Source organism: Mucilaginibacter mali (assembly GCF_013283875.1).
GTDB classification, from domain to species: domain Bacteria; phylum Bacteroidota; class Bacteroidia; order Sphingobacteriales; family Sphingobacteriaceae; genus Mucilaginibacter; species Mucilaginibacter mali.
Window position 1 is genome coordinate 2,070,570 of record NZ_CP054139.1, and the last position, 26,872, is coordinate 2,097,441.

General features: G+C 44.2%; 25 protein-coding genes. 14 read left to right on the top strand and 11 right to left on the bottom strand.

All coding sequences use genetic code 11. The annotated features are described in order from the left end of the window. Positions 1-148: 148 nt before the first annotated feature. On the bottom strand, positions 149-1,561 hold the full coding sequence (locus HQ865_RS08715; protein WP_173414525.1) for a phosphohexomutase domain-containing protein: 1,413 nt from the start codon (positions 1,559-1,561) through the stop codon (positions 149-151). 206 nt (positions 1,562-1,767) lie between these two features. Here HQ865_RS08715 and lysA point away from each other — a divergent pair, with 206 nt between their 5' ends. After that, entirely contained in the window at positions 1,768-2,949 is a 1,182-nt protein-coding gene (gene lysA, locus HQ865_RS08720) for a diaminopimelate decarboxylase (RefSeq protein WP_173414526.1), read from the top strand. A 73-nt stretch (positions 2,950-3,022) separates the two neighbouring features. Here the strand turns inward: lysA and HQ865_RS08725 are convergent, their stop codons facing one another. From HQ865_RS08725 to HQ865_RS08740, 4 genes are all read right to left on the bottom strand, one after another. Continuing rightward, a complete protein-coding gene (locus tag HQ865_RS08725; RefSeq protein WP_173414527.1) occupies positions 3,023-3,235 on the bottom strand; it encodes a hypothetical protein in 213 nt (70 codons plus the stop codon). 131 nt (positions 3,236-3,366) lie between these two features. After that, positions 3,367-3,561 (bottom strand): hypothetical protein, encoded by a 195-nt coding sequence (locus HQ865_RS08730; RefSeq protein WP_173414528.1) that lies wholly within the window; start codon positions 3,559-3,561, stop codon positions 3,367-3,369. Positions 3,562-3,694: 133 nt separating this feature from the next. Further along, the gene (locus tag HQ865_RS08735; protein ID WP_173414529.1) at positions 3,695-3,907 is read right to left on the bottom strand and encodes a hypothetical protein; all 213 of its coding nucleotides are present in this window, start codon (positions 3,905-3,907) and stop codon (positions 3,695-3,697) included. Between the two features lie 120 nt (positions 3,908-4,027). Continuing rightward, the gene (locus HQ865_RS08740; protein WP_173414530.1) at positions 4,028-4,321 is read right to left on the bottom strand and encodes a hypothetical protein; all 294 of its coding nucleotides are present in this window, start codon (positions 4,319-4,321) and stop codon (positions 4,028-4,030) included. A 147-nt stretch (positions 4,322-4,468) separates the two neighbouring features. Between HQ865_RS08740 and HQ865_RS08745 the strand changes: the two genes are divergently transcribed. From HQ865_RS08745 to HQ865_RS08755, 3 genes are all read left to right on the top strand, one after another. After that, the gene (locus tag HQ865_RS08745; protein WP_202020460.1) at positions 4,469-5,038 is read left to right on the top strand and encodes an RNA polymerase sigma factor; all 570 of its coding nucleotides are present in this window, start codon (positions 4,469-4,471) and stop codon (positions 5,036-5,038) included. Beyond that, positions 4,996-6,156 (top strand): S1C family serine protease, encoded by a 1,161-nt coding sequence (locus HQ865_RS08750; RefSeq protein WP_237073779.1) that lies wholly within the window; start codon positions 4,996-4,998, stop codon positions 6,154-6,156. Before HQ865_RS08745 ends, HQ865_RS08750 begins: the two co-directional genes overlap by 43 nt. Before the next feature lie 77 nt (positions 6,157-6,233). After that, a complete protein-coding gene (locus tag HQ865_RS08755) occupies positions 6,234-6,668 on the top strand; it encodes an energy transducer TonB (RefSeq protein ID WP_173414531.1) in 435 nt (144 codons plus the stop codon). 2 nt (positions 6,669-6,670) lie between these two features. Here HQ865_RS08755 and HQ865_RS08760 read toward each other — a convergent pair whose 3' ends face one another. Genes HQ865_RS08760 through HQ865_RS08770 form a run of 3 tightly spaced genes read right to left on the bottom strand, consistent with a single transcriptional unit; the run spans position 6,671 to position 8,220 of the window. Beyond that, positions 6,671-7,297 (bottom strand): RNA-binding domain-containing protein, encoded by a 627-nt coding sequence (locus HQ865_RS08760; RefSeq protein WP_173414532.1) that lies wholly within the window; start codon positions 7,295-7,297, stop codon positions 6,671-6,673. Positions 7,298-7,310: 13 nt separating this feature from the next. Continuing rightward, entirely contained in the window at positions 7,311-7,760 is a 450-nt protein-coding gene (locus tag HQ865_RS08765) for a GNAT family N-acetyltransferase (RefSeq protein WP_173414533.1), read from the bottom strand. 1 nt (position 7,761) lies between these two features. Then, positions 7,762-8,220, bottom strand: a complete 459-nt coding sequence (locus HQ865_RS08770; RefSeq protein ID WP_173414534.1) for a PaaI family thioesterase — start codon at positions 8,218-8,220, stop codon at positions 7,762-7,764. Between the two features lie 143 nt (positions 8,221-8,363). Between HQ865_RS08770 and HQ865_RS08775 the strand changes: the two genes are divergently transcribed. Both HQ865_RS08775 and HQ865_RS08780 read left to right on the top strand, forming a co-directional pair. Further along, entirely contained in the window at positions 8,364-9,713 is a 1,350-nt protein-coding gene (locus tag HQ865_RS08775; RefSeq protein ID WP_173414535.1) for an adenylyltransferase/cytidyltransferase family protein, read from the top strand. A gap of 152 nt (positions 9,714-9,865) precedes the next feature. Next, on the top strand, positions 9,866-10,069 hold the full coding sequence (locus HQ865_RS08780; protein WP_173414536.1) for a hypothetical protein: 204 nt from the start codon (positions 9,866-9,868) through the stop codon (positions 10,067-10,069). Between the two features lie 170 nt (positions 10,070-10,239). Here HQ865_RS08780 and HQ865_RS08785 read toward each other — a convergent pair whose 3' ends face one another. Continuing rightward, complete coding sequence (locus HQ865_RS08785) at positions 10,240-10,389, bottom strand: hypothetical protein (protein ID WP_173412908.1); 150 nt, start codon at positions 10,387-10,389, stop codon at positions 10,240-10,242. 199 nt (positions 10,390-10,588) lie between these two features. Between HQ865_RS08785 and HQ865_RS08790 the strand changes: the two genes are divergently transcribed. Further along, positions 10,589-11,458, top strand: a complete 870-nt coding sequence (locus tag HQ865_RS08790; protein WP_173414537.1) for an OmpA/MotB family protein — start codon at positions 10,589-10,591, stop codon at positions 11,456-11,458. A gap of 160 nt (positions 11,459-11,618) precedes the next feature. Here the strand turns inward: HQ865_RS08790 and HQ865_RS08795 are convergent, their stop codons facing one another. Continuing rightward, a complete protein-coding gene (locus HQ865_RS08795; RefSeq protein ID WP_173414538.1) occupies positions 11,619-12,149 on the bottom strand; it encodes a hypothetical protein in 531 nt (176 codons plus the stop codon). 192 nt (positions 12,150-12,341) lie between these two features. Between HQ865_RS08795 and HQ865_RS08800 the strand changes: the two genes are divergently transcribed. Beyond that, a complete protein-coding gene (locus tag HQ865_RS08800) occupies positions 12,342-12,530 on the top strand; it encodes a hypothetical protein (RefSeq protein ID WP_173414539.1) in 189 nt (62 codons plus the stop codon). Between the two features lie 161 nt (positions 12,531-12,691). After that, positions 12,692-13,411, top strand: a complete 720-nt coding sequence (locus HQ865_RS08805; RefSeq protein WP_173414540.1) for a head GIN domain-containing protein — start codon at positions 12,692-12,694, stop codon at positions 13,409-13,411. 128 nt (positions 13,412-13,539) lie between these two features. On the opposite strand, the gene HQ865_RS08810 is transcribed toward HQ865_RS08805, so the two are convergent. Then, positions 13,540-13,938 (bottom strand): DUF1761 domain-containing protein, encoded by a 399-nt coding sequence (locus tag HQ865_RS08810; RefSeq protein ID WP_173414541.1) that lies wholly within the window; start codon positions 13,936-13,938, stop codon positions 13,540-13,542. A gap of 257 nt (positions 13,939-14,195) precedes the next feature. Between HQ865_RS08810 and HQ865_RS08815 the strand changes: the two genes are divergently transcribed. The 5 genes from HQ865_RS08815 (at position 14,196) to HQ865_RS08835 (ending at position 26,757) form a co-directional block, all read left to right on the top strand. Further along, positions 14,196-16,565, top strand: a complete 2,370-nt coding sequence (locus HQ865_RS08815) for an ABC transporter permease (RefSeq protein WP_173414542.1) — start codon at positions 14,196-14,198, stop codon at positions 16,563-16,565. Between the two features lie 71 nt (positions 16,566-16,636). After that, a complete protein-coding gene (locus HQ865_RS08820; protein ID WP_173414543.1) occupies positions 16,637-19,024 on the top strand; it encodes an ABC transporter permease in 2,388 nt (795 codons plus the stop codon). Positions 19,025-19,297: 273 nt separating this feature from the next. Beyond that, complete coding sequence (locus HQ865_RS08825; protein WP_173414544.1) at positions 19,298-21,721, top strand: ABC transporter permease; 2,424 nt, start codon at positions 19,298-19,300, stop codon at positions 21,719-21,721. A 107-nt stretch (positions 21,722-21,828) separates the two neighbouring features. Further along, positions 21,829-24,240, top strand: coding sequence for an ABC transporter permease (locus HQ865_RS08830; RefSeq protein ID WP_173414545.1), 2,412 nt, complete (start codon positions 21,829-21,831; stop codon positions 24,238-24,240). A gap of 111 nt (positions 24,241-24,351) precedes the next feature. After that, complete coding sequence (locus HQ865_RS08835; protein WP_173414546.1) at positions 24,352-26,757, top strand: ABC transporter permease; 2,406 nt, start codon at positions 24,352-24,354, stop codon at positions 26,755-26,757. Positions 26,758-26,872 lie beyond the last annotated feature (115 nt).

A 26,872-nucleotide genomic window follows, 5' to 3' on the forward strand; every position in this document is an offset into this window, starting at 1 on the left:
TTTGATTTTAAATTACTTAAATGAAAATGCAACACAAAACATGTTACATTGTTTTCACTGGTTTAAACCAGCTAAAATATAAAGAGCCTAAAACAAGAACGGCTTGCCAAAATGGCAAGTCGTTCTTGTTTTATCTGTTCTGCAAAGACTATCCCAATAAAGTTGCCTTCGTAGCATCCAGCACCTTAAATGATGCTGCCGAATCCGGTGCCTCTGAGTAAACGCGCAGTACAGGCTCGGTGCCCGACGGGCGGATCATTACCCAGGTGCCATCTTCAAAGAAGAATTTAAACCCGTCCAGATCTTCTTTGCGGGCAATTTTATGATCGCCGAATGAAGTGTATTTGTCGTTTTTGCAGTTGGAGATGATCGATTGCTTCAACTCTTCGGTTACATGCAAATCGTAACGCTCAACCGCGAATGAACCTACTACATCGTAAATTTCCTGTACCAGATCACTTAACGAGCGGCCGGTTTTTGCCATGAATTCCCAAATGATCAGGCCAATCCAAACGCCATCACGCTCAGGGATGTGACCGGCAGCAGCGATACCGCCCGATTCTTCACCACCAACCAGGAATGGTTTACCCGAGTTAACGATCAAATCGCAGATATATTTAAAGCCGATCTTGGTAACGGTATTGTTCAATCCGTAAGCATCGCACAGTTTTTGGATCTTGCTGGTACAGCTAAAGGTAGAATATACCTCGCCATTTTGCTTTTTCACTTTGTACATATAGTGGATCAGCAGTAGCAGGATGTGGTGCGAATCAACAAATTTGCCATCAGCATCATACAGGCCGATACGGTCGGCATCACCATCGGTTACCAAGCCTGAAGCGATCTCGCCGTCTGATAACTTGATCAGGTCTTCAAACTCCTGCAGGTTACGCTGGATAGGCTCAGGAGCCTGGCCATCGAAGCCCGGGTTATGATCGCAATGTAAAAAGGTGATATCAGGAAACAGGCGGCGCATTACATTTTGGCCGGCACCGTACATGGCATCATAAGCCCAGCTCATGCCGCAAGTGCGGATAGCCTCCAAGTCGAAGCTGTTCTCTACGTGGGCAACGTACATGTCTTCCAGGTTGGTAAATTCAACCAGGCCATCCTTTTGGTAATCAGCAACCGATTTTAACTGGATCTCAAACGTATCCGGGATGGTCGATTCTACTTTTTCAATATCATCCGGTGTGGCAGGGCCGCCGTATGATGCTTTAATTTTATAGCCATTGTACGATGGCGGGTTGTGGCTGGCGGTAATAATAATACCTGCCGATGCTTTGTGGCGCACGGTTCCCAGCGAGATCATTGGGGTAGATACAAAAGTATTTTCAGCACGGAAAACCTTTACACCCTGCGATGCCAGTACAGCGGTAGTAACATCGGCAAACAGCGGGCCGGCAAAACGAGGGTCGCAACCTACAACAGCACTTGGGTTTTCAAATTCCTTTTTTAACCATAGGGCGGTAGCATAGGCTACACGCTTAACATTTTCAACGGTAAAGTCGTCTGCAATAATGGCTCTCCAGCCATCTGTGCCAAATTTAATTTTGATCATTTATAGAAGCGATATGTGTTTAAAATCCTATTTTTAGCCCCTTGAAAAAGCTTATACAAGGATAGAAATATTTTCAATAACACAGCTAAAAAATAATAGTTTAAATAATATCAAATAAGCCCCTCCTGATCTGTCCCCGGGAGTGCGGATCTTAAAATAAAAAGCCCCTCTCCCTTGGGGAGGGGTTGGGGTGGGGTTAAAACATCATGTTCAATTCAGACACTATCAGCCGCTTTCAGCAATTAGAAACGCCTTTTTATTACTACGATATCAACCTGCTTAAGCAAACGCTTAAAGCTTGTTATGATGCATCGTCAAAATATAACTTCCATGTGCACTATGCCATGAAAGCCAATTTCAATCCAAAAGTGTTGGAGGCTGTACAGTCGTTTGGGTTTGGCGCCGACAGTGTGAGCGGTAACGAAGTAAAAGCCGCAATTGAGAACGGTTTCGCGCATGATAAAGTGGTATTTGCTGGCGTTGGTAAATCAGATAAAGAGATCAACTATGCGCTGGATACCGAGATCTTTTGCTTCAATGTAGAATCGGTACAGGAACTAACCATTATAAACGAACTGGCTAAAGCTAAAGGCAAGACTGCCCGTGTGGCTATCCGCATCAACCCTAATGTTGATGCTAAGACCCACCACTTTATCACCACTGGTTTAGAAGAAAATAAGTTTGGGGTAGATACCTGGCAGTTACCTAACGTGGTTGAAGCTTTAAATGCTTGCACTAATTTGGAGTTTATCGGCATCCACTTCCACATCGGTTCGCAAATTACCGATATGGAGGTATTTAAGAACCTGTGCGAAAAAGTAAACGTGCTGGATAAATGGTTCGAAGAGCAGGGTTTCGATATAAAAGTACTGAATGTGGGTGGCGGCTTAGGGGTGGATTATTATAATCCGGATACCAATAGCATCCCCGATTTTGAAGCTTACTTTAAAGTTTTTGCCGATAACCTTACGGTTAAAGCAGGGCAGGAGGTGCACTTTGAATTAGGCCGCGCGCTGGTAGCGCAATGCGCTACGCTGATCTCGCGCGTGCTGTATGTGAAAAACGGTTTAAAGAAAAACTTCCTGATACTGGATGCCGGCATGACCGAACTGATCCGCCCGATGCTTTACCAGGCTTATCACCAAATAGATAATATCAGTAAAGGTTTAGACCATGGACCATCGACCATGGACCATGGACTTGAAATGACCAAATACGATGTTGTTGGCCCGATATGCGAAAGTACCGATTGTTTCCGCAAAGATGTAGTACTGCCCGAGTCGTTCCGTGGCGACCTGGTGGCTATCCGCACGGCAGGGGCTTATGGCGAGGTGATGGTATCTAATTACAATTTAAGGGATAGGGTACAAAGTGTTTATCCCGAATAGTGCCTAAATAGCTGTAAATAAAAACGGCTCCTGGTTATTACCCGGAGCCGTTTTTATTTTCTTAAAGAAAAGATTACATTTTTTTAGCAGCAGTGTCTTTCTTAGCAGCAGTATCTTTCTTAGCCGAATCAACGATAGCTGAAGAATCTTTCTTAGCTGAATCAACGATAGCTGAAGAATCTTTTTTAGCTGAATCAGCAGCAGAACCTGAACCAGAACCTTTGCAAGCTGCAACTGATAAAGTGATAGCTAAACCTAAGAAAGCAAATTTGAATGCGTTTTTCATTTTTTTAAAGTTTTATAGTTTTTGCCTCTTAATACCGGGTTTTAAAAAAGGTAACCCAAGATTTTTAATTTTTTTTAAATAAAAATGCCCGGTTATTAACCAGGCATTTTTGCTTCTTGCTAAAGCAAGAATTACATTTTCTTAGCAGCAGTATCTTTCTTAGCTGAATCAACGATAGCTGAAGAATCTTTCTTAGCTGAATCAACAATAGTTGCAGAATCTTTTTTAGCCGAATCTACCGGGGTGCTTGAGCCTGAACCAGAGCAAGCGGCAACGGTTAAAGTGATAGCTAAACCTAAGAAAGCGAATTTGAATGCGTTTTTCATTTTTTTATAATTTTTAGTTTCGTGAGTTTGTATCCTTAATACTATTAATTAAAAAAGGTAACCCACAAAAAATATTTTTAAACAAAAAAACCCGGTCTTATCAACCGGGCTTTTTGTTTTGCTAAAGCAAAAATTACATTTTTTTAGCAGCAGTGTCTTTTTTAGCAGCAGAATCTTTCTTAGCTGAATCAACGATAGCTGAAGAATCTTTCTTAGCTGAATCTACAGTAGCAGCAGAATCTTTCTTAGCTGAATCAGCAGCAGAACCTGAACCAGAACCTTTGCAAGCTGCAACTGATAAAGTGATAGCTAAACCTAAGAAAGCGAATTTAAATGCGTTTTTCATTGTTGTTAAGTTTTTTAAAGTGATTTTAAATTTAGTGTTAATACCCGCAAATATAAAAAGGTAACCCACATATTTTAAAAAAAATAACAAATTACGCCAACAATGTTAAAAATATTACAATTATGGCTTCTTAACTATCGTTTTCTTCACCACTTTTTGTTTGATAACTGTTTTTAATACCGTATCCACCTTTACGGTCGGGGTATCGGCAACCAGTTTGGTGGTATCGGTTTTGCGGGCGGTATCTGTTTTTAACAGGGTATCGGTATGCGTGCTTACGCTTGTAGATGAATCGGTTTTGGTTGAGTTGCCCGACCCGCTGCAGGCGGCTAAAGATGCCGCTATAATTAAAGCAAGGCCGCTGGTTTTAATTGCTTTTTTTATGGTAGTGTTTTTAATTAATGCTAAAAACAAATAACCAGGTGCCTGGCTTTTATGTTTGCATGTTAATAATATAGCTTATTCAGCATCAGCATAAAGAGCGGTTTACCGCAATATTATTACCGATTTATTTTTTTTTATCAAATATGGGTTACAATTTAGCGCAAATTGTATTAAGTAGTGAGTAAAGAGATGAACAACAGCGTGCCTACCGACAGCGAAGTGATATTGGGCATACTGAATAACCAGGATACGGTACTTAAAAAGTTGTACATCGCGTACTTTCCGATGGTGCTGCAGTTAATTATTAATAACAACGGCACACAGGATGATGCCAAGGATATTTACCAGGAGGCCATCATTGTTCTTTATAATAAGGTAAAAGGCGGCGAGTTTGAACTGAGCAGCAAACTAAAAACCTTTATCTACTCGGTATGCCGGCGCTTATGGCTGAAGCGATTGAACCAGATGAGCCGTTACGGTGGCGATATCAGGGATTTCCAGGAGCATTTGCCGGTAGAGCAGGATGTTGACCTGCACGACGAGCGCGACATACAATTTGGTAAGATGCAAAGTTCGCTGCAATTGCTGGGCGAGCCTTGTAAGACGATCATCGAGGACTTTTATATCAACAACAGATCGATGCAGGAGATCTGCGAGAAATTTGGCTATACCAATGCGGATAACGCCAAAACACAGAAATACAAATGCCTGCAAAGGCTGAAGAAATTATTCTTTCAGCAGAAATAAGTAAGAAAATGAGTAACTACCAGTTAACAGAAGCAATTGAGCGCTATTTAAGCGGCGAAATGAGTGGCGATGAACGCGCCCATTTTGAGCAAATGCGTAAGGATAACGCTGATATTGACAACAAGATAGCCGAACACCTGCATTTTACAGGGCTATTAAAACAATATCGCGAACGTATTGAGCTGGAGAATAAACTGAACGCCATCCATAACGAAATGGATATCCATAGCCTGGTTGAAGAAATGACCATTCATCCATCGTGGGTAGTGCAAATGTGGCGTAATCACCACTCTAAAATATCTGTAGCAGCATCGGTGGCCATCTTCGCTGTGCTAACCGTTATGTTATCTACCGGCTTTTTTAAAAAACAGCCCGATGTTCAGTTACTGAGCAGGGAGATGGAAAAAATCAAAAGGTCGAACGCGGCTTTAACGCATGCTACCAGTGCTTTAGCAACCGAAATTCATAAAAAATCGTTAGGGCCGGGTAATTATAGCGGTTCGGGCTTCGCGCTGTCTTCAAACGGATACATTGTTACCAATAACCACATCATAAATGGTAACAGCAGCAAATCGCCCGACTCGATATATGTTCAGGATGCGCTGGGTAATGCCTATAAAGCTAAGCTGGTTTATTCCGAACCTAAGTACGATATCGCCATATTGAAAATAACAGACGATTCTTTCGAAGAACTACCGGCGTTGCCTTATAATTTCAAAAAAGGAAAAAGCGATCTGGGCGAGGACGTGTTTACACTGGGCTACTCAGAAGGTGATGCCCCGGTTATGGATAAAGGCTATTTGAGTTCTGAAAACGGCCGCAAAGGAGATTCTACCGGTTATCGTATCTCAATCCCGGTTAACCCGGGCAACAGTGGCAGCCCGCTGATCAACAGCAAGGGTAATGTGGTAGGTATCATATCAGGCCGCCAAACGCAGGTGGAGGGCGCGTCTTACGCTATTAAAACAGGATATTTATACAAGGCTATACAAAATGTGCCATTAGATTCGTTAAGTGGTAAATTAAGTCTGAGCAACAAGAACACGTTAGCCGGTTTAAGCCGGGTTCAGCAGATCAAAAAAATGAAGAATTACGTGTTCATGGTTAAAGTATACTAAGCAGGTTTATCCTGCAAAACCATACAGAGAGACGTAAGCATTTGCGTCTCTTTTTTTATGTGATTAAATTTGGCGATATGTTAAAATACCTTTTGATATTTTTTTGTGTAATAGGGTGCAGCCAGGTAAAGGCCCAATCTACAGCAAACGATCCCGCGCGCGATGAGTTTATCGATGACATGGCCAAATTTGCCAAAAAACAAAGTTTTGTGCAGGAGATCCCGAGGTTTAAAGGCGGCGCCGGCGATCTGTACGATTACCTGCAAAGCCATATTATCTACCCGCCCGAAGCAAGAAAAGAGCAGTTATCTGCACAGGTATTCGTTTCTTTTTTAATTGACTGGAAAACCGGTTTGCCAAAAGAAGTAAAGATAGTGCAAAGCAGCAACAAGATTTTCGAGGCGGAGACCTTACGCCTGATCAAAGCCATGCCCGCCTGGACACCCGCCAAACAAAACGGTACAAGCGTAGGGATGATCCTTACCATCCCCGTTTATTTTCATCTTGATTAATATTAAACAGCCGCGGTATAATACTCTTCCTTTTCGGTAGTGTGGATGCTGATAACACCCGAAAGGATCAGGTTTACTAATATGCGTTGCGCGTTTTTACGGCTGATGGTAAGTAGTTTGCAAAACTCCTTAATGTCAATACGGCTATTATGCTCAAGGTATTGCATCAGGGTTTGCTCATTGGCCGAGTAGTTGATCAGTACGCCTTGCTCTTCTGCCGAACGTTTCAGCACATCAACCACAATTTTGCTGGCCAGTACGCTTTTATCTTTTACACGCACATATACCCACCATTTGCCATCTTCACCAAGGGCGTAATGGGGTTTGGTGGTACTGTTTTCTATATTGACGATCAGCACCAGCTTATCATCAACATATACTTCCTCAAAAACAGGCTCAAGCGCCGGGCGGATAAAAAAGTTGGCCGCCCTGGTGATCATGTATTTCTCTTCTTCCTCAAACTTTACGCCCTTTATGCTGCCGTCATCGGCCACGCCAATTAGCAAGCGGCCGCCCTGGTTATTGGCAAAGGCCACCATGGTTTTGGCTATCTTTTCGCAGCGCGTTATGGTTTTTTTAAAGTCTAAGGTTACCCCTTCGCCCTCAAATATCAGCTTCTTGATATTCATCTTCAGTTTCCTCTTAGTTCTGTTGGGTAAGATAAGGCGAAAATATTTCCATCCATCTTTCCGGTTTGCTGATAACGGTGAACCCAAATTGCTCGTACAGGCCATGCGCATCGGCCGTAGCCAGCGACCATCGCCTTAAACCCTGCAGGTCGGGATGCGCCATAATGGTTTGCATCAGCCATTTGGAAAGCCCCATACCACGGTACTCATCCAAAACAAACACATCGGCAATGTACGCAAAAGTTGCTTTATCAGTGATTACCCGTGCAAAGCCAATTTGCTTTTTTACATCATAAATACCAAAGCACAGCGCGTTATCTATCGATAGGCGCAGTCTTTCAGGTGGTATGCCTTTTGCCCAGTACGAGTCGTTTTGCAGGAAGTTGCAGATCGTATCAAAATCGAGTAAACTGTTATCGGTTGAGATATGAAAACCTTTTGCGGTTAGTTCGGTAGCGTCCATTTTAGTTTAATTTACGGGCGTAAGCTTCGGTTTGTACAGTTACACATAGCTCACCTTGTGTATTGAAGATCTCAACGGTAAAGGTTTTAATAAACTTACCTTCGGTCATCAGCATGTGCTCGGCTTCGGCAATGGTAGCGTCATCCAGCATAATATCAAAATGTAAATGGGTTGTGGCGGGCTTTAAATATTGTATCTGTGCCGATTTAAGCCAAACGATAACCTGGTGGCCCCGGCGCAAAAATAATTGATGGAAAAGCAGGGGGTAAAAAGGATCGGCAGCGGCAAAGAGCGTTCCCCCGAAAATAGAGTTATTATAATTTTTATTGAAGATACTTTTCCTGATATTTACACTAACGCCCTTAAAACCAGGTGCAAACGATTTTACCCAGATACGCTGGAAAAACAATGGCGGATAGAAACGGATTGCCCATTTTAAAGTTTTTTCGGATACGATCATGGCGGTTAAATATCATAAAAAAAATAATGAAAGCCCAAATTTGTTAATTAAGCACACTGGTATAAATAGCTTAATGATTTGCTGTTTTAGCATACCAGCCATAGCTGCTTATTGATTTGTTTAGCAATAAATATAAATATTAAATGTTCGAAAGAATACGGTCTAAAGTTGTTGATAACAAGGGTCTTGCAGCTTTAAGGGCTCAAAATCAGCAAAAGAAAATTGTTTTTTGCAGTGGATGTTACGATATCCTGCAATCTGGTCACGCGGTATTTTTTAATCACGCCCGCCAGTTTGGCGATATATTGGTGGTAGGAGTGGGCCGCGATGCTACGCTTACTGCCTTAAAAGGTCCGGGCAGACCCGTTAATCCCGAAAATAACCGTGTTTATTTAGTTGCCGCCTTACAGGATGTAGATTACGCCGTATTGAACGACCATACTATTGGTGCCGGTAAAATAGACTTTAAGGAGGTGTTGACCGCCTTGCGTCCCGATATATTTATTTTGAACGATGACGATTCGGCCATTGCCATCAAACAGCAAATGTGCGATGAATTGGGGATAACCATACAATTGGTTGGCCGCGATGTACCGCCCGAATTAAAGGCCACATCTACATCGAACATTATTAACAAGATCAACCACTCGTACAAAGCAGCGCTTCGTATCGATTTTTCGGGCGGATGGACGGACGTGCCTTATATTATGCATGGCAAAAAGGGCTATGTATCAAACGTGGCCATTAAGCCGGTTATCGAACTAAAGAACGGTAACTTCAATTTTTCAGGTTATCCGCGTGGCAGCGGTTTAAGTACCTCTACCGCGGTGAAACTGCTGGAGTTGATCAGCGCGAGGAATTATAATGCCGAGGCCAAAACACTTACCGATATTGCCGAAGACCTGTTTAACCTTGAAAATAAAGAATTAAACTGGGCCATCGGCCGCCAGGATCAGTACGGCATTGTATTTGGCGGTTTCCATTGTTTTGAATCAGGTGACGATTATTCTAAGCCGATTGAAGTGGCCGTATCTAAAGAAACACTTGAAGGCTTCCGTAAAAACCTGTTACTGTTGCATACAGGTATTTCGCGCAACGCGCAGTCGGCAGTAGAGCAGGTATACGAGAACCACGACACACCTGAAGGCCGCGAAGCGCTGGATATTATAGGCGACTGCGGCTACAAGTTCGCGCACGCGCTTGCCGGTGCCGATTATATGGAATGCGCCCGCTTAATGGAGCGTAACTGGAATGCCCAAAAACAATTGGCCAGCGCCAGCACCAACGAAACGCTTGACCAAATGTATGCTTTCGCTAAAGAGAACGGTGCACACGGCGGCAAAATATGCGGCGCGGGTGGCGGTGGTGCATTTGTGTTTTATTGCCAGGATCCGTTTGAACTGAAACAGGCTATGAAGCGCAAGTTTGTTGATTGCTTTGAGATAGATTTTGAGTTTGAATACAGCAATATCAAGCAACTTAATTCGCTATAAATTTAAAATATACTGCGGCAGCGGGAGTTTAATTTGAGATATATTTGTATTTTTCTGTAACTTTTTTGCTTAATATGAAAAATACATAAACAAAGACTTCTTTAAGCGGGTTATTAAGCTATAAATGCTATTAATTCACTTATCAGAAGACCATGAAAAAGCAAATTTTAAGTTTCGCCATAGTCGCGACAATGATCGGTTCAATTGCAGCGGGCTGCAGTTCCGGGAAATCTGCCAGCAGTAGTGCAGATAGCGTAAAAAAGGATTCGATGGCTACCATGAGTGCCCCTAAGGACACGATGATGAAAACCGATACCACAAAGCGGGATACCACCAAGACCCCGCCAAAAATGTAAGTTAAACACAAACAAAACAGGCCCGATAACCGCGGGCCTGTTTTGTTATGCAAAGTTTTATAGTTTTAAACCTTTGCTACTTCCTTTATCTTTTTAACGGCCCTTGTTAAGGTGTTTGTTTTTGCCAGGCATCCAGGCGTTTGGTAATTGATTGATCGCTAATACTGCCCTTATTCAAGGCCAAAACCTCTGCATATATTTCTAAAAGCTTCATTACTTTTCTGCACTTCGCTGTATTTAGCCAGGAACAATTCATCCTGCATACCGCTGCGTTTTAAGGCCGATCGGTTAGCGTATTGATAGATTATGGTATCAGACATGGGGTAGAGATCCTGTTGTATAGGTGCCATCTAAAATACATAGAAATACCTTATTTAAAACACCTGTAACTAATTAATTGCAGGCATAGTTACGTTATCCCGAATGCCCGGAGCAAGCCATTGGCAAACCTTGCGGCCCGAATTTTGTTGTAGAATAGATCATCGTTGAATGATGATCCTATGAAAAAATAAAAGACCTATGAAACTGAAATTTATATTGCCGGCCTTGGCTCTAACGGCTGTGCTGGCGCAAGGTTGCGTAAGCAACAAAAAGTATGCGGAGCTGCAAGCCAGCTACAATAAGCTACAGGACGATACCCGCGACCTGAACGTAAAATATCAAACCAGCCAGCAACAATTATCCGGAGCAAACAGTCGGGTTAAGAGTTTGGAAGACCAGATAGCCGAGGCAAGAAGAAACCAATCGGCCTTACAAGCAGCTTTAGATAAATGTTTGGCATCGGGCAGCCAGGGGAATATGAACGTATCTAAACTGGTGGACGAGATCAACGCATCGAACAAGTACATTAAGCACCTGATCGAAGTAAAAAGTAAAAGCGACTCGCTTAACATGGTGCTGACCAATAATCTTACCCGCTCATTAAGCCGCGAGGAGATGAAGGATGTGGATGTGCAGGTGCTGAAAGGCGTGGTTTATATTTCGTTGTCGGATAATATGCTTTATAAATCGGGCAGCTATGAGATCTCGGACAAAGCCGGCGCTACGCTGAGCAAAATAGCCAAGATCATTATGGATTACCAGGGCTACGATGTGCTGATTGAAGGTAATACCGATAATGTGCCGATCATGCAAACCAATATCCGTAATAACTGGGACCTGAGCGCGCTGAGGGCATCTTCGGTGGTGCAGGCGCTGCAAAAGAATTATAATGTAGATCCTAAACGATTGACAGCCGGCGGCCGTGGCGAGTACAACCCGCTAACGGATAATACCACCGATGCCGGTAAAGCCCGTAACAGGCGCACGCAAATTATCATCACACCAAAACTCGATCAGTTTATGGAGTTGATAGGTAAAGCGCCTGCAACCGCTACTGAACAGAAGTAATGCAAGCCTTAAGCAAAAAGAAGGGGGGCGACTAATTAGTCGCCCCCCTTCTTTTTGCTTAATAATTCGTCATTCTGAACGTAGTGAAGAATCCCAAACTGTGCATTGCTGCCCTGCTTACCGGGGATACTTCACTGCCTTCAGTATGACGTTTGGAAGATCAGTGCCCATGCACCTTTTCACTGGTCAGTAAAGTAACACCATCGGGGAAATTCTCCACACCGTTGGCAAAGCTGTCATGGTCAATATTCATGCGTTCGTTCTCGATATAAATGTGCGAGCCGGCTACTTTAAAGTTACCTTTAATAGTAAATACCGGGTCGGGGTGTTGCGAGTGGATCTCGTTGGTGATATGGCTCGACAGGCCGGCATATTCGTGCCTGTCTAATTGATAAACATCCAACATGGGTTCGGCATGATTGGCATGATACAACCTTATACGATTGGGTTCGGTTACGGTATGAACATCCGCGCCATCCTGCACCATATTGCCGGTAACACGCACCGGGTGGTGGTCATCAACCGTATGGATATCCGCGTCTATTACCAACTCCTGGTCGGGCGAGCCATGGTTTTTATGGTAAAAACTACGGATGGTTAAAAATACAGTGCTGCTATCACCATCGTTATAGCTAATAGTACGGTGGTTACTCAAAAATACATTGGTGCCAAAAATGAATGCGTGTTTCATACTGTAATGCTTTATGGTTAATTGGTTAACTATTAGGATAAGTAGTATAAATGTATAAATGTTTTTGTGTAAACAGAAATAGTTGATAGTTAAATATTTAGATAAAATATGCTTAAACAGGCACTATTGTTGTGCTATTTGTAAGGTGATGGAAGCATCGTTATAAATTAATATTCATCTAAAACAAACTTTATGAAAACGCAACAGGATACAAAGAAGAGTGGAAACATGCAGGGGCAGACAACATCAGACAGGGCTTTCAATAAGCAACGCGAAGATCAGAAGCAGCAGGGTATCAGCAATGCCGGCGGGCAACAGTCGTTCCAAACATCAAGTAAAGATAGTATGCACAAGCCCGGGCATAAAAATCATAAAAAATAATTGCTTCAGAAAACGCCTCACCGAAAACGTGAGGCGTTTTTGTTTGGTAAACAGTTACATAACGTGGTTGCTGTAAAAACATAAATTAAATAAAAAGCTTTTTATACTTTTGGTGTAACATCATTTCAACAATCCTCGTCAAACAAAACAAAAAGCAAGCTATGAAAACTCTAAAACTTAAAATATTATTAGCCGGTTTGGCATGTGTTACAGCGTTTAGTTCGTGCATGATGAATTGCGTGCATGGCTCGGGTAATCAAATAACCGAAAGCAGGAAAGTGGCCGATTTTACCAGTATCGATATATCTGGCGGTTATGACATTGTGTTGAAGCAGGATAGTTCCTTATCCCTGAAGATAACCGCTGATGATAATGTGATGCAATACCTGCGCACCGAAGTGAACGGCGATAAGCTGAAGATCAATACTAAAAAAAATATCTGCGCTAAAAAAGCCATTTCTGTGGTTATCGGTGTACGCAACCTGGAAGAGATAAAAGGGGCCGGCGCTATAGAAATAAAATCAGATGGTAAACTGAATGTTAAAGACCTGAATATTAAATTATCAGGTGCAGGCAAGGTAGATCTTGACCTTAACGCGAATAACTTAACCACCAGGGGTTCAGGCGCTACCGAACTTATTTTGAAAGGGCAGGCATCCAGCCATAATGTTAATATTACCGGCAGTGGTAAATTAAACGCCTTTGATTTTGTGGTGGGTAAATATGATTTGGAAACCACCGGCGCAAGCGATTGCAAGATCAACGTGCTAACCGATCTGAATGTACATTCAACCGGCGCGGCCGATATCCAGTATAAAGGCAATCCAACCAATGTAAATACCAGCAAAACCGGCGCGGCAAGCATTAAAAAGGTTGATTGATTTCTATATAGAAAATTTGCCATTGCTGTAAGGAGCATAGCGACGTGGCAATCTCATAGGTAGGTCAGTATAGAGTGTCCTATAAGATTGCCGCGCTATCGCTTGCAATGACATATTTTAGAGTTTCCTTACCTCCAGGCACCCAGTATAGCACCCATCAGCACCAACGATACTACACTGTAGCCGCCGTTGATAAATATCAAACGCCAGCTTCGCAGTTCAAAAAGGCTGTGTATGGCAATGGCAGAGAAAGTCCAAACGCCTGCCAGGAAACCGGCCTGCGCTCCGGTTGTGGTGGTAGGGGCAGCTAAAAACGCGGCTAAATTTGCCGACATGATCAGCGAGAAGAAAGCCGTCATCCCGAAGGCGCGCGCTTTGTTACCTTTCCTGATCTCATCCTGGCTTAAACCAGTGTCCTTCATCCAGGTATTACCAAAAACCTTTGGCGAATACCATATACCGCCAACCATAAACGACGACAGCGCTGCTACAATAACAGCCAGCCAGTTAATTAATTTGGGATCCATAAATTGTTAAATTGTTTTAGGTGAATTACTGATTAAATATATGACTTATCAAGTAAATTAAAAACAATTGAATGATAATCACCCCTTTAAGGTGGCCGCTTATTAAAACTGTATCATAACCGTACATCAGGTGTAACACTTGCGTACACAATTGCGTCTTGTGATAAACATAAATAGCTAATAATCAGTTTATTGCTGCTGTGGTATAGCTTTAGGAGTATCGCGGTACACGTATCAGCTATCAATACCTTGTCAAAATGATCAAAAACTACATCAAAATAGCCTGGCGGAATATTAAAAGGCATAAAGGCTTTTCGCTTATCAACGCGGGTGGGCTATCTTTGGGTATGGCCAGCTGCCTTTTGCTGCTGCTATATGTGGGCTACCACTTCAATTTCGACAAGCAGTTTGATAACCTCGACCGTATTTATATTGTAGAGAACAACCAGCCCGGCGAGGACAAGATATATACTTTCTCAGCAACGCCGGCACCTATGGCCAATGCTATAAAAACGCAGGCACCGGGTGTGGAGGCCGTAAGCCGATTATGTTCATACACAGCCGGCGGGTTGATATCTTATAAGGATAATGGCCTGAAAAAATCGGGTGTTTTTGTGGATGCGTCATACTTTTCGATATTCAACTATAAGTTTTTGCAGGGCGATGCTGCCAAGGCCCTGGCACAACCTAACAGCATTGTGATCACGCAGGACCTGGCTATCGCTTTATTTGGTAAGGAGGAAGCGCTTAATAAAGTGATCAGGCGTAACGATAAAACGCCGCTTACAGTTACCGGTGTGATAGAAAATCCGGCACCTAATACCACTTTTCAGTTTGATTACCTGCTGCCATGGGCAGTGTTTGAGAACGAAGTATCCTGGGCTAAAACATCGGGCTGGGGCAGTAACTTTTGCCGCACTTTTGTTAAGTTAAAAGATGCAGCTGATTTTAAACCGGCCGATGGTGTAGTACGCAAACTTATCGCCCAAAATAATACCGGCGATAAGGCTGTTGCCATGCTTTTCCCTTATGGCGATATCCACCTGCACAATACTTTCGAGAATGGCAAATCGGTAGGCGGAATGATCAGCCAGCTGCATATTTTTGAGATCCTGGCATTTTGCATCCTGCTTATCGCCTGTGTGAATTTTATGAACCTGTCAACCGCCCGGTCGGAAGAACGCGCGCGTGAGGTGGGTATCCGCAAGGCTATTGGTTCGGGCCGTAACATGCTCATCTGGCAATTCATCAGCGAATCGGTGTTGTTATGTATTTTCTCCATGGTGGTAGCTGTCATCATTTTGGCGGCCGTGATCCCATCGTTCAATAACTTACTCAACATCAAATTGTCGCTGCCTTATCAGCAATGGTATTTCTGGGCAGGTTTGTTAAGTTTGGCGTTAGTTACAGGGCTTATTTCCGGCAGTTACCCGGCGTTTTACCTGTCATCCTTTAAACCGATAAAGGTTCTGAAAGGTACATTTAAGGCAGGTGCCAACGGCCTGCCGGTGCGTAAGGTATTAGTGGTGGTGCAGTTTGTGTTCGCCGTGTTTTTAATTTCATCAACCATCTGTATTTACAGGCAGATCAAATTTATCCAGGATAAAAGCATCGGTTACGATAAAAACAACCTGGTACAAATTAAGGCCGAGGGCAGCCTGGCCAATAAAAGCGAAGTGCTGATCAACCAGTTAAAAAGCGAAGGTATTATCACCCATGCCACTACGCTGCAACAGGATATCACCACCAATGGTAACAATACCTGGGATTTGGATTGGCCGGGCAAGCAGCCTAATAACCGCATCCTGTTCGATGCCTTTTTTACAGGATATGACCTGGTGCATACGGCCGGCCTGACCCTGGTTGCTGGTCGCGAGTTTTCTACCGAATACCCATCTGATACCGCCGGCACCACCATGATGATCAATGAAACAGCTGCAAAGGCCATGAACCTGGCGCATCCGGTTGGCTCTATTATTAAATATGGCAACAGGCCGGTAACCATTGTAGGTGTGTATAAGGATTTTGTATGGGGATCGCCTTATCAAAAAACGGCGCCCATGTTTAGCCAATGTATTGGCAGCAACGCCAGCGTGATAGCTATGCGCCTGAATAACAACAACAGCATCAGCCATAATATTGAGGCTATTGAAAAGCAAATGAAGCTGATCAACCCCGCTTATCCACCCGTAGTGAAATTTGTAGATGCTGATTTTGAAGCTAAATTTCAAAACGAGAAGTTACTGGGTACGCTGGCTAACCTGTTTGGCGGTTTAGCCATTGTAATCTCCTGCTTAGGGCTATTCGGTTTGGCCGCTTATGCTGCCGAGCAGCGCACCAAGGAGATAGGCGTTCGTAAAGTACTGGGCGCAAGTGTAAGCAGTCTTGTAGCCCTGCTATCGAAGGATTTTTTGAAGCTGGTGGGTATAGCCATTGCCTTAGCAGTGCCGCTATCGATATGGTCGCTTAATAAATGGCTGCAAAATTACGAGTACCATATCGGCATCAGCTGGTGGATATTGGCCATGGCGGGTATGATCACCATCATGATCGCTTTAATAACGGTAAGTTTTCAGGCCATAAAGGCGGCGTTAAGTAACCCGGTAAAGAGTTTAAGGAGTGAATAAAAAATAGTCCGGAAGCAATATAGAAAATAACGTCTTCCGGATTTGCGGACTTTCGGAGAAAACGAAGAAATATGATCAAAAATTACTTTAAAACCGCGTGGCGGAGTTTGTGGAAGCATCCTAAAACAACAGTGATCAACCTGGTAGGGTTAACCGTTGGCATTGTAGCCGCGGTGCTGATAACCCTTTGGGTGCAGAACGAATTGAGTTACGATCGCTATCATAAGGATGCCGGTAACATTTATCGTATAAAAACCATCTTAAAGCTATCGCCGCAGCAAACCTGGATCTGGGAAACCTCATCGCATAACCTGGGCGAGTTCGCGCAAAAACAACTGCCGCAGATAACGCAGGTTGCCCGTGTTTCCACTGCCTACGGAGGTTTGCTTTTAGATTATAACAATAAGCAGCTAAAGGAAAAACACTGCGCCTATGTAGATGAGCAATGGTTTAACATGTTTCACTACGATTTTGTGGAGGGCAACGAAGCTGCCTTTAACAAAGATCCATACAGTTTAATTTTAACCGAATCGACCGCTAAAAAGTATTTTGGCCGGGGAGAAGCTATCGGGCGCGTTATCAGGATAGACACCATTAACTATAAGGTGCAGGCGGTGTTGAAGGATAACCCCACCAACTCCAGCTTTCAGTTTGATGTTTTACTGCCCAATGCCGCGCGGACTGCTACCGCCAAGGCTAAAAAGAACGATCTTTCCTGGGGAAATTATAACTATCAAACCTATTTAAAGCTGAAGCCCGGCAGCAATACCGAAAAGTTAGGTAAAGCTTTAACCACCATACAACGCACTAACCAGCAAAAATCATCGGCTTCATTTAGTCTCATTAAGCTTACCGATTTGCATTTTGAAGACGACCTGCAAAGTTCAGAACTGCAGCATGGTAATCATAAAATGGTAAATGTGTTTGGCATTTTAGCGGTATTGCTAATGATCACCGCCTGCATTAATTACGTTAATTTAACCACCGCCCGCGCCAGCGTAAGGGCTAAGGAGGTAAGCGTTCGCAAGATCGTCGGCGCGGACAGGTCGCAACTGTTCGGTCAATTTATGGCCGAATCGTTCATTATTACAGGTCTTGCCCTAATGGCGGCTATTGTGGTCATCCAATTCAGCATGCCGGCCTTTAATAGCATTACCGATAAGCATTTTACCCGGCCATTGGCCAACTCCATCACCTGGATAATTTTATGCTCGACCCTGTTTGCCTGTACCGCACTTAACGGGATTTACCCGGCCGTGATGCTGTCGTCGTTCCAACCCATGAGTGTATTCAGGGGCAAAAGCATGCTGAATATTAAGGACACCGGCTTGCGCAAGGTTTTGGTGGTTACCCAGTTTGCCATATCGGTAATGCTAATAGTGGCCACTATGGTGATTTACCTGCAAATGAGTTACCTGCGCAATACCGACCTGGGGTACAACAAATCGCACATTTTCACCTTCGAATTGCCCTGGAAGGCAATGAGCAGCGACAATAAAAAGAATATCACCTTACTGGCCGCCGTCCGTAACGATCTGCAACAGCAAACCGCTATAGCGCAAGTTACGCAGGCCAGCAATAACATTGTTGAAATGAAGGGTGGTAATTCAGGTGGATTTGACTGGGATGGCCGCGACCCGAAGTTCGATCCGCCGTTTTGTGTCATGTCTGCCGATGTGGACTTTAACTCGATGATGCATTTAAAGCTGAAGGAGGGCCACTGGTTTGGCAAGGCCGATCAGCATAATGTGATCCTGAATGAAACAGCGGTGCAGGCTATCGGTTTGCGGAAGCCGTATATCGGGCAGCGCTTTAAAAATCGCGATGACTCGGGCATGGTGGTAGGGGTGGTAAAGGACTTTCACTACCTGAGCCTGCACGAAAAGATCGGGGCGGTATTGATTGATTGCCACCCCGATTACCAGGCGTGTTTTTACATCCAAACCCGTGCCGGTAATACGCCCGGGGCGGTAGCGGCCGTTAAACGCATCTGGCAAAAATATGTAACTACCGATCCGTTTGAATTTAGCTTTATCGATGACAAATACAACGGCCTTTACCGTGCAGACGAACGGATATCAGTACTGATCACCATTTTTGCAGGCATTGCTATTATGGTCTCTGCGTTGGGTTTGTTAGGCCTGGCCGCGTTTGCTGCAGAGCAGCGCATCAAGGAAATAGGTATCCGTAAAGTATTAGGAGCCAGTGTGAAGAATATTGTAAGCCTGCTCTCGGCCGATTTTGTGAAGATGGTAGTAATAGCCAGTGTACTGGCATTCCCGGTAGCCTGGTGGGCAATGAATAAGTGGCTACAGGATTTTGCTTATCGTATAGAAATAACATGGTGGGTGTTTATAGCGGCTGGTATGGCCGCGCTGATTATTGCCCTGGCTACTATCAGTATTGAAGCGATAAAGGCCGCGGCAAGCAACCCGGTAAAGAGTTTAAGGAGTGAATAATACCCCTCCTAAATCCTCCCCGAAGGGTCAATGTCATTAAGTTAAGGATGATCAGCCGAATAAAGCCTCCTCTAAATCTCCCCCGGTAGGGGAGACTTAGGCTGCACAAGCGCAAAAATCTTAAAGTCCTCCCCTTTGGGGAGGATTTAGGTGGGGCTTAAAAGCTTAACTTAATGACATTGACCGAAGGGGGGGACTTGAAAAGGGTACCATGGTATAACAAATTAATATAAAACAATAGTTCCTCCCCGAAGGGGAGGTTAGGAGGGGTTCATGATCAAAAACTATATCAAAACGGCAATCCGCAATTTATGGAAGGGCCGCGTATTTAACGGCATGAATTTGTTGGGCTTATCGGTAGCCATTGCATGCTGTACTTTACTGTTCTTAACTGTATACTTCGAACTTTCGTTCGATAAATTCAATAAGAACCTGCCCGATATTTACCAGTTCTATTTTACATCGAACCGGGCACAAAAGGTAGAGAAGAATTCATCGATGCCAGTGCCATTAGCGCCGGCTATTAAGCAGGAGTACCAGGATGTGAAGCGCATTACCCGTGTGGCCAATGGCGGGGCGCAGGTAACCTATGGCGATAAGCAGGTAGGCGAGAACATCCACTTTGTTGATGAGGATTTCCTGAAGATCTTCACCTATCCTATTGCAAAGGGCAATGCTAATAACCCGCTGAAAAACCTGAATGATGTGGTAATTACCGAGTATGCGGCAAAAGCCATATTCGGCAGCCAGGAAGCGATAGGTAAAACCATCGAAATGAATTATGATGGCAAGCCGCAAAGCTTTATCGTAACAGCGGTAGCTAAGGATTTCCCGGATAATTCCAGCATCAGCTTTGATATATTAATGCGCTTTGAACATTACCCGGGCTATACAGATAACCTTACCCAATGGGAAAATCAAAATCATTCGGTTTATATCCAGCTGAATAGCAACACCAACGTACAGGGCTTTGAAAAGAGGCTGCAAGCGTTTATTCCCAAGCATTTTTCGGAAAGTGTGAAGAATATCATCCGCGATGGCGCCAAGCCTGATGCTGATGGACATGTAATGACGCTGAATATTATGCCTTACGCTAAAAACCACGTTAACGATGGTTCAAATGGCGCGGTTGAGGGTACTTCGGTAAGCGCGTCGTCGCTTGTGTCGCTGCTATGCATCGGTGTGTTTATCCTGTTTATCGCCTGTATCAATTTCGTAAATCTTTCGGTAGCGCGTTCGTTTACCCGTGCCCGCGAGGTGGGGGTGCGTAAAACATTGGGGGCCAGTAAACTTCAATTGCTTGGCCAGTTTTGGGTAGAAACCATTATGGTATGCTTTGGCGCGCTGCTTATCGGCCTGCTGATCGCGTATATGATCCTGCCGGGCTTTAAGTCGGCTTTTAAAAGCAATATCACAATGCAGATGCTGCTGCAGCCGGTACAATTGCTGAGCATGCTGGGGCTGTTCATCTTCATCACTTTTATAGCGGGTTTTTACCCGGCTTTAATTATGCTGCGTTATAAAACCGTGCAGGTGCTAAAAGGCACGGTAAATGCGGTTAAGCCAGGCAAAGTGCGTAATATCTTGCTGGTGGTGCAATTCTCTATATCAACGTTATTAATTGTCTGCACGCTTATTACCTGGCAGCAGATGAATTATGTGAAAAACATACCATTGGGCTTTAACAAGGCCGAAGTGTTAAGCATACCTGTAGGCCGTGGGCAAGACGGCAGCAAGGCGCTTGCCCTGTTTAGGAATGTATTAAACGGCGACCCAAATGTGGTAGCGTTGACTGGAGCTTATGACAATCTTGGCCGAGGGCTTGACGGCTCGCAGCGTTCGTCGGTAAACGGGTTCACCTATAACGGGCACGAGTTGCGTACAGCTATACAAAAGGTTGATTATGACTATCTTAAAACGCTGGATATCAAACTAATCGACGGCCGTGATTTTTCCCGCGATTTTGCTACCGACAGTGATGCCGTTGTGGTAAATGAAAATATGGCTAAGCTGATCAACGCCAAACATACGGTAGGTACTAATTTACCCATGAACGAGAACCGCCCATCGCGCGTGATCGGTGTGTTTAAAAATTACAATTTCCGCTCCCTGCACGATGAGATCATGCCACTAACCCTGGTGATGGATAAAAATTATAGCGTTAATTACATTTTTGTAAAAGTTAAGGCAGGCAACCTGGCGCAGGCTTTCAACAATATCAGCCAAAAATGGAAGGCCACCTTCCCAACGGTTGATTTTAAAGGCAGCTGGCTGAACGAGAACACCGAAAAGCAATACAAAAAAGAACAACACCTTTCTACCATATTTATTAGCAGTGCTATCATTGCCATCATCATTTCATGCATAGGATTGGTGGCCATGTCGGTAATGATCATGGTGCAGCGTACCAAAGAGATCGGGATCCGCAAAGTGCTGGGCTCAAGCATAACCAATATAGTAATGCTGCTCTCGGGCGATTTTATCAAGCTGGTTGCCCTGGCGGCGCTAATTTCGTTCCCGGTTGGCTGGTGGGTAATGAACAACTGGCTGGCCGATTTTGCCTACCACATCAATATACAGTGGTGGATATTTGCCCTTGCCGGTTTGATCGCTATTACGATCGCCTTCCTGACGGTGAGCCTGCAATCGCTGCGTGCGGCGCTGATCAACCCGGTAAAGAGTTTGAAGAGTGAATAAGACCCCTCCTAACCTCCCCAAAGGGGAGGAATTTAAAAGGACAGGGGATATGTATAATTAAATCAACAATCAAAATTCCTCCCCTTTGGGGAGGTTAGGAGGGGTAAATGATAAAGACCTATTTCAAAACAGCCTGGCGTTATCTGATGAATAACCGGGTTACAACTTTTATCAGCGTAACTGGCCTGGCGGTTGGCATTTGCTGCTTCCTGTTGCTGGCAACCTACCTGATCAATGAGTTACGGTATGATAAGTTTCATGTCAATGCCGCCCGTATAGTGCGGGTAGATAATCATTTTCAATCAGCTAATGACGACCATTCAAATGATGTAGCGGTTACACCTACGGCCGTAGTCCCCGAATTTAAACGCCAGATAGCCGAGGTTGAGGACGGCGCCCGGGTTTACAATTATTCGGATGGCAGGCCGGTCACCGTGCAGTATGGTGATAACGTGTTTAACGAAAAAAGTATGCTGCTGGCCGATGATAGCTTTTTTAAGATCTTCAGCTTTACATTTTTGAAAGGCAATGCTCAATCGGCAATGACCGATCCGCTGGCTGTCGTTATTTCAGAAAGCATCGCAAAAAAATATTTCGGCAGTACCGACCCGATGGGCAAAATATTAAAGGTAAACCAAAAGTATAATATGGTGGTTAGCGGCGTTATAGCCGATGTGCCCGCCTATTCGCATATTAAGTTTGATTTGATGGGCAATTACGATATCATGGATCGTTCCAAAACCCGTAAATGGGATTCGGCCAACGATTACTCGTACCTGTTACTAAAGCCTGGAATCAGCCTGAAAAATGCGGAGAAAAAGATGAATGCATACGCCGATGCTGCTACAAGCAATGGTACTAAGTCGGGCTATAAATCGTGGTTTACTTTAACGCCGCTTACTTCTATACACCTGTATTCAAACTTAAAGGATGAGCTGGAACCATCGGGAAGTATCAACTACGTTTATATTTTAAGCGCCGTAGCAGTAATACTACTGCTGCTGGCCTGTATCAATTTCCTTAACCTGGTAACCGCTAAGGCGGCCGAGCGCGCGCACGAGATAGGTGTGCGTAAAGTAATGGGAGCAGAGCGCACCCAATTATTTATACAGTTTATTGCCGAGGCCGGCCTGATCACCCTTTTTTCCTTACTGATCGGTATTGGCTTAACATGGTTGAGCTTTTCGGCGTTTAGCAATTTTACGGCACAACGTTTAAGTTTTGATACCTGGCAGCTTTCGTGGCTTATTGGCTTACTGGCAGCCTTATTTGTAGCTGTAACTTTTATAGCCGGTACTTATCCGGCCCTGTACCTGTCGGCGTTTAAACCGGTGGTAACCATGAAGGGCCGTGGCAGTAACAAAAGCGGCAACCTGCGTAAAGGGTTAGTAGTATTCCAGTTTGGCATATCGGTGTTTTTTATCATCTGTACCATGATCGTGGGCGGTCAACTGCACTACATTATGCACCGTAATACAGGTATCGACCGCTCGCAGGTATTAGTGCTGGATATCGGCGGGATGCCTTTTGATAAGATACAAGCCTATAAAACCGTACTCGAATCGCAGCCTAACGTTATGGCTTCCACCGCGTCGTACGATTCGCCGGTGAGTATTCGCGGCGGGTACAGTATCACCAAAGCCGAAGGTAAATCGCCCGATTACAGACTTTCGGTTACAGCCATCCCTGTGGAACGGAATTTTATCAATACCCTGGGTATTAAAATAATACAGGGCAGCAATTTTACCCTGGCGGATGAAGAACAAGTAAACACAACCGATGATACCAAGCGCCGGTATAGCTTTATAATTAACGAAACCGCGGCCAGGGCCCTGGGCTGGAAACCGGAAGAGGCCGTTGGTAAAGCTATTAATATGGGCGACAGCCGTGTAGGGACGATTAAAGCCGTTACTCACGATTTCAACTTCGCATCGTTGCACCAGGAAATAACCCCTGTGGTTATTTTTGCCGAGTATTACTGGTTTGGCAAATTGCTGATCAAAACTTCGGGCAAGGATATGGAAAGCACCATCAGCAATATCCAAACCAGCTGGAAGAAGTTTTACCCAAATGTGCCGTTCGATTACCATTTCCTCGACCAGGAGTACGATGCCATGTACCGCTCGGAACAGCGCACCGGTAATATCCTGAATGTATTTACCGCGGTAACTATCTTTATATCGTGCCTGGGTTTATTCGGTTTGGCTGTGTTTACTACAAAACAACGCTTTAAAGAAGTAAGCATCCGCAAGGTAATGGGGGCAAGCGTGGGCAGTATCGTTAAGTTAATATCGGGCGATTTTTTGAAGCTGGTATTGATATCGGTACTCATCGCATCGCCATTGGCCTGGTATGTAATGAATAAATGGCTGCTGGATTTTGCCTATCGCATCAATATACCATGGTGGGTATTTGTGCTGGCCGGCGGATTATCGATATTGATCGCATTCCTTACGGTGAGCATACAATCGGTAAAAGCGGCGCTGCTGAACCCGGTTAAGAGTTTGAGGAGTGAGTAAGAAATTGTCCGGAAGTCCGTATAAGTCGGAAAGTCCGGAAGATAGAATTTACTAATTATATCATCTTCCGGACTTTCGGTCTCTCCCGACTTTCGGACTAAAGTAATTCCCATGCTAAAAAACTATCTGAAAATCGCTTTTAGGACGCTGTTGCGCGACCGGTCATTCTCGGTATTGAACCTGTTTGGCTTAGCTATCGGGCTGGCCAGTGTCATCATGATCATGGCTTATATCCGCTATGAATTATCTTATGATAAGGGTTATAGCAATTATCCGCAGGTTTACCGCTTATTACAGGTAGATAAGCCCGGTTCGGTTAGTCCGCTACGGGTAAATGTAAATATGCACATGGCCGATGTTTTACAAAAGGAGTTTCCGGCTATCGTCGCGTCTACGCCACTGGGTTGTTCTACCATGCAGTTTAAATATCATAACGATATTGTAAAAGTGACAACGATAGATGCGAAGGCCGATTTCTTTAAAATATTCAACTATCAATTTTTAAGCGGTGACCCCAAAACCGCACTACAGCAACCCGGCAGCCTGGTGCTTAGCCAAACTGTGGCGAAGCAGTACTTTAACGGGATCAACTGCATCGGTAATACTATTACCGATAATTATGGCAATATCAGGCATGTGACGGGTGTGGTAAAAGACATGCCGCAAAACACCCACCTAAGGGCTGATGTGGTTATATCAGATGATAACCCCGACCAGGAGGTTTTCAATATGGAAAGCTACACCTCTATGCCGCAGTACGTATTGCTGAATAAAAATACCAATGCAGCACAGTTAGAACAACAATTTAAATCCATCTACAAAAAATACAAATTCCCCGAGGGCACGGGCGTGCGCTTGCAACCGGTTACCGATATCCATTTAAGATCGCACTATTTTAGCGAGATATCGGTTAACAGCGATATTAAATACATCTACATATTTGCTTCTATCGCGTTGCTTATCCTGTTTATCGCCTGCATTAATTATATTAATTTAACTACCGCCCGCTCATTGCAGCGTGCCCGCGAAATTGGCTTGCGCAAAGTATTAGGTGCGTTAAGGAAGCAATTGATCGTGCAGTTTTTAACCGAATCGTTCCTGTTTTTCCTGATCAGCACCATATTGGCTATTGTTATCGCTTACTCGCTTTGGCCGGTTTTTTCGGCAAAGATAACCGCTTACCAGCAGGTGCCTTTGTTTGATATCGCTGGCATGCTCGGTATCGCGCTGATATTTGCTGTTGGCGGTCTGCTTTCGGGGGCGTACCCGGCGTTTTTCCTTTCGGCGTTACAGCCGGTTAAGGTGCTGAAAGGTTTATCTAAGTTCGGTATCAATATCAGTCTTCGTAAGGCGCTGGTTGTTTTGCAGTTCAGCATTTCGGGGGTAATGATCATTGCCACCTTGATTGTCAACCGGCAGCTTAGTTATATCAGCAACGCGCGCCTTGGTTTTAACAAGGATAATTTGATAGACGTGCCTTTTTTCATCCGCAAAAGCCAGGTTACCGCTTTTAAAAGAGAGTTGCTTAAAAACAAGGATATTAAAGCGGTTAGCGTAGCATCGTGGCGTATGGGACAGGATTATGGCATGTGGAATAATTATAAGGACCGTACTGATACTACCAAAGACATAAGATACAACTTTACCTACGCCGACCTGAATTTTGTGAATACCATGGGGATCCGCATTTTAGAGGGCCGCAATTTTTCACGGGCATATGGGCGCGATATGTTATCGCCCGATTCGGCATGGCGGCTTTCAAAAAAAATGGGAGATGACGAACGGGCGGCTTTCCAGGCATCGTTTCCAATTATGCTTAACCAGGAGGCGGTTAATGCACTTGGCTTGAAAAACCCGGTGGGCAAGGTATTAACAAAACCCATAAAAGGCACCGTTATTGCCGTGGTAGAAAACTTTAATGGATTATCGCTGCATCAAAAAATAGGCCCTGTTATTATAAAAAGCGATCCGGAATGTGAGCAGGGCGATATGTACATCCGTGTTTCGTCGGCTAATATTTCGGCAAGCATTAGTTATATCGAAAGCAGGTGGAAAAAGTTTTATCCTGATAAACGGTTTGAGTTTGCTTTTACCGATGATAAATTGCAGCAATTATACACGGCAGATCAGCGCTTAGGTTCATTATTCAATATATTTTCTTCGCTGGCCATTATTATTGCCTGCCTGGGTTTATTCGGTCTGATATCGCTAACTGTACAAAACCGGGTAAAAGAAATAGGTATACGCAAGGTACTTGGCGCCAGTGTTTTAGATATCGCTAATTTGGTTTCTATGGATTTTATAAAGCTGGTAGTGATATCTTTCGTTATCGCTTCGCCCATAGGCTGGTATTTTATGAATAAATGGTTGCAGGACTTTGCTTATCGCACAAGTATCGATTGGTGGGTGTTTGCACTGGCCTGCGGCATTACCTTATTCATCGCCGTAGCTACGCTAAGCATCCGATCGGTAAAAGCGGCAATTACCAACCCTGTTAATAGTTTACGGAACGAGTAGGCAGGAGTCCGCAAGTCGGAAAGACCGGAAGTCCGAAAGATATGATCGGTTATATCTTTGGACTTCTGTCTTTCCGGACTTTCCGACCAACCTTTTATCTTCCGGACTTTCCGTC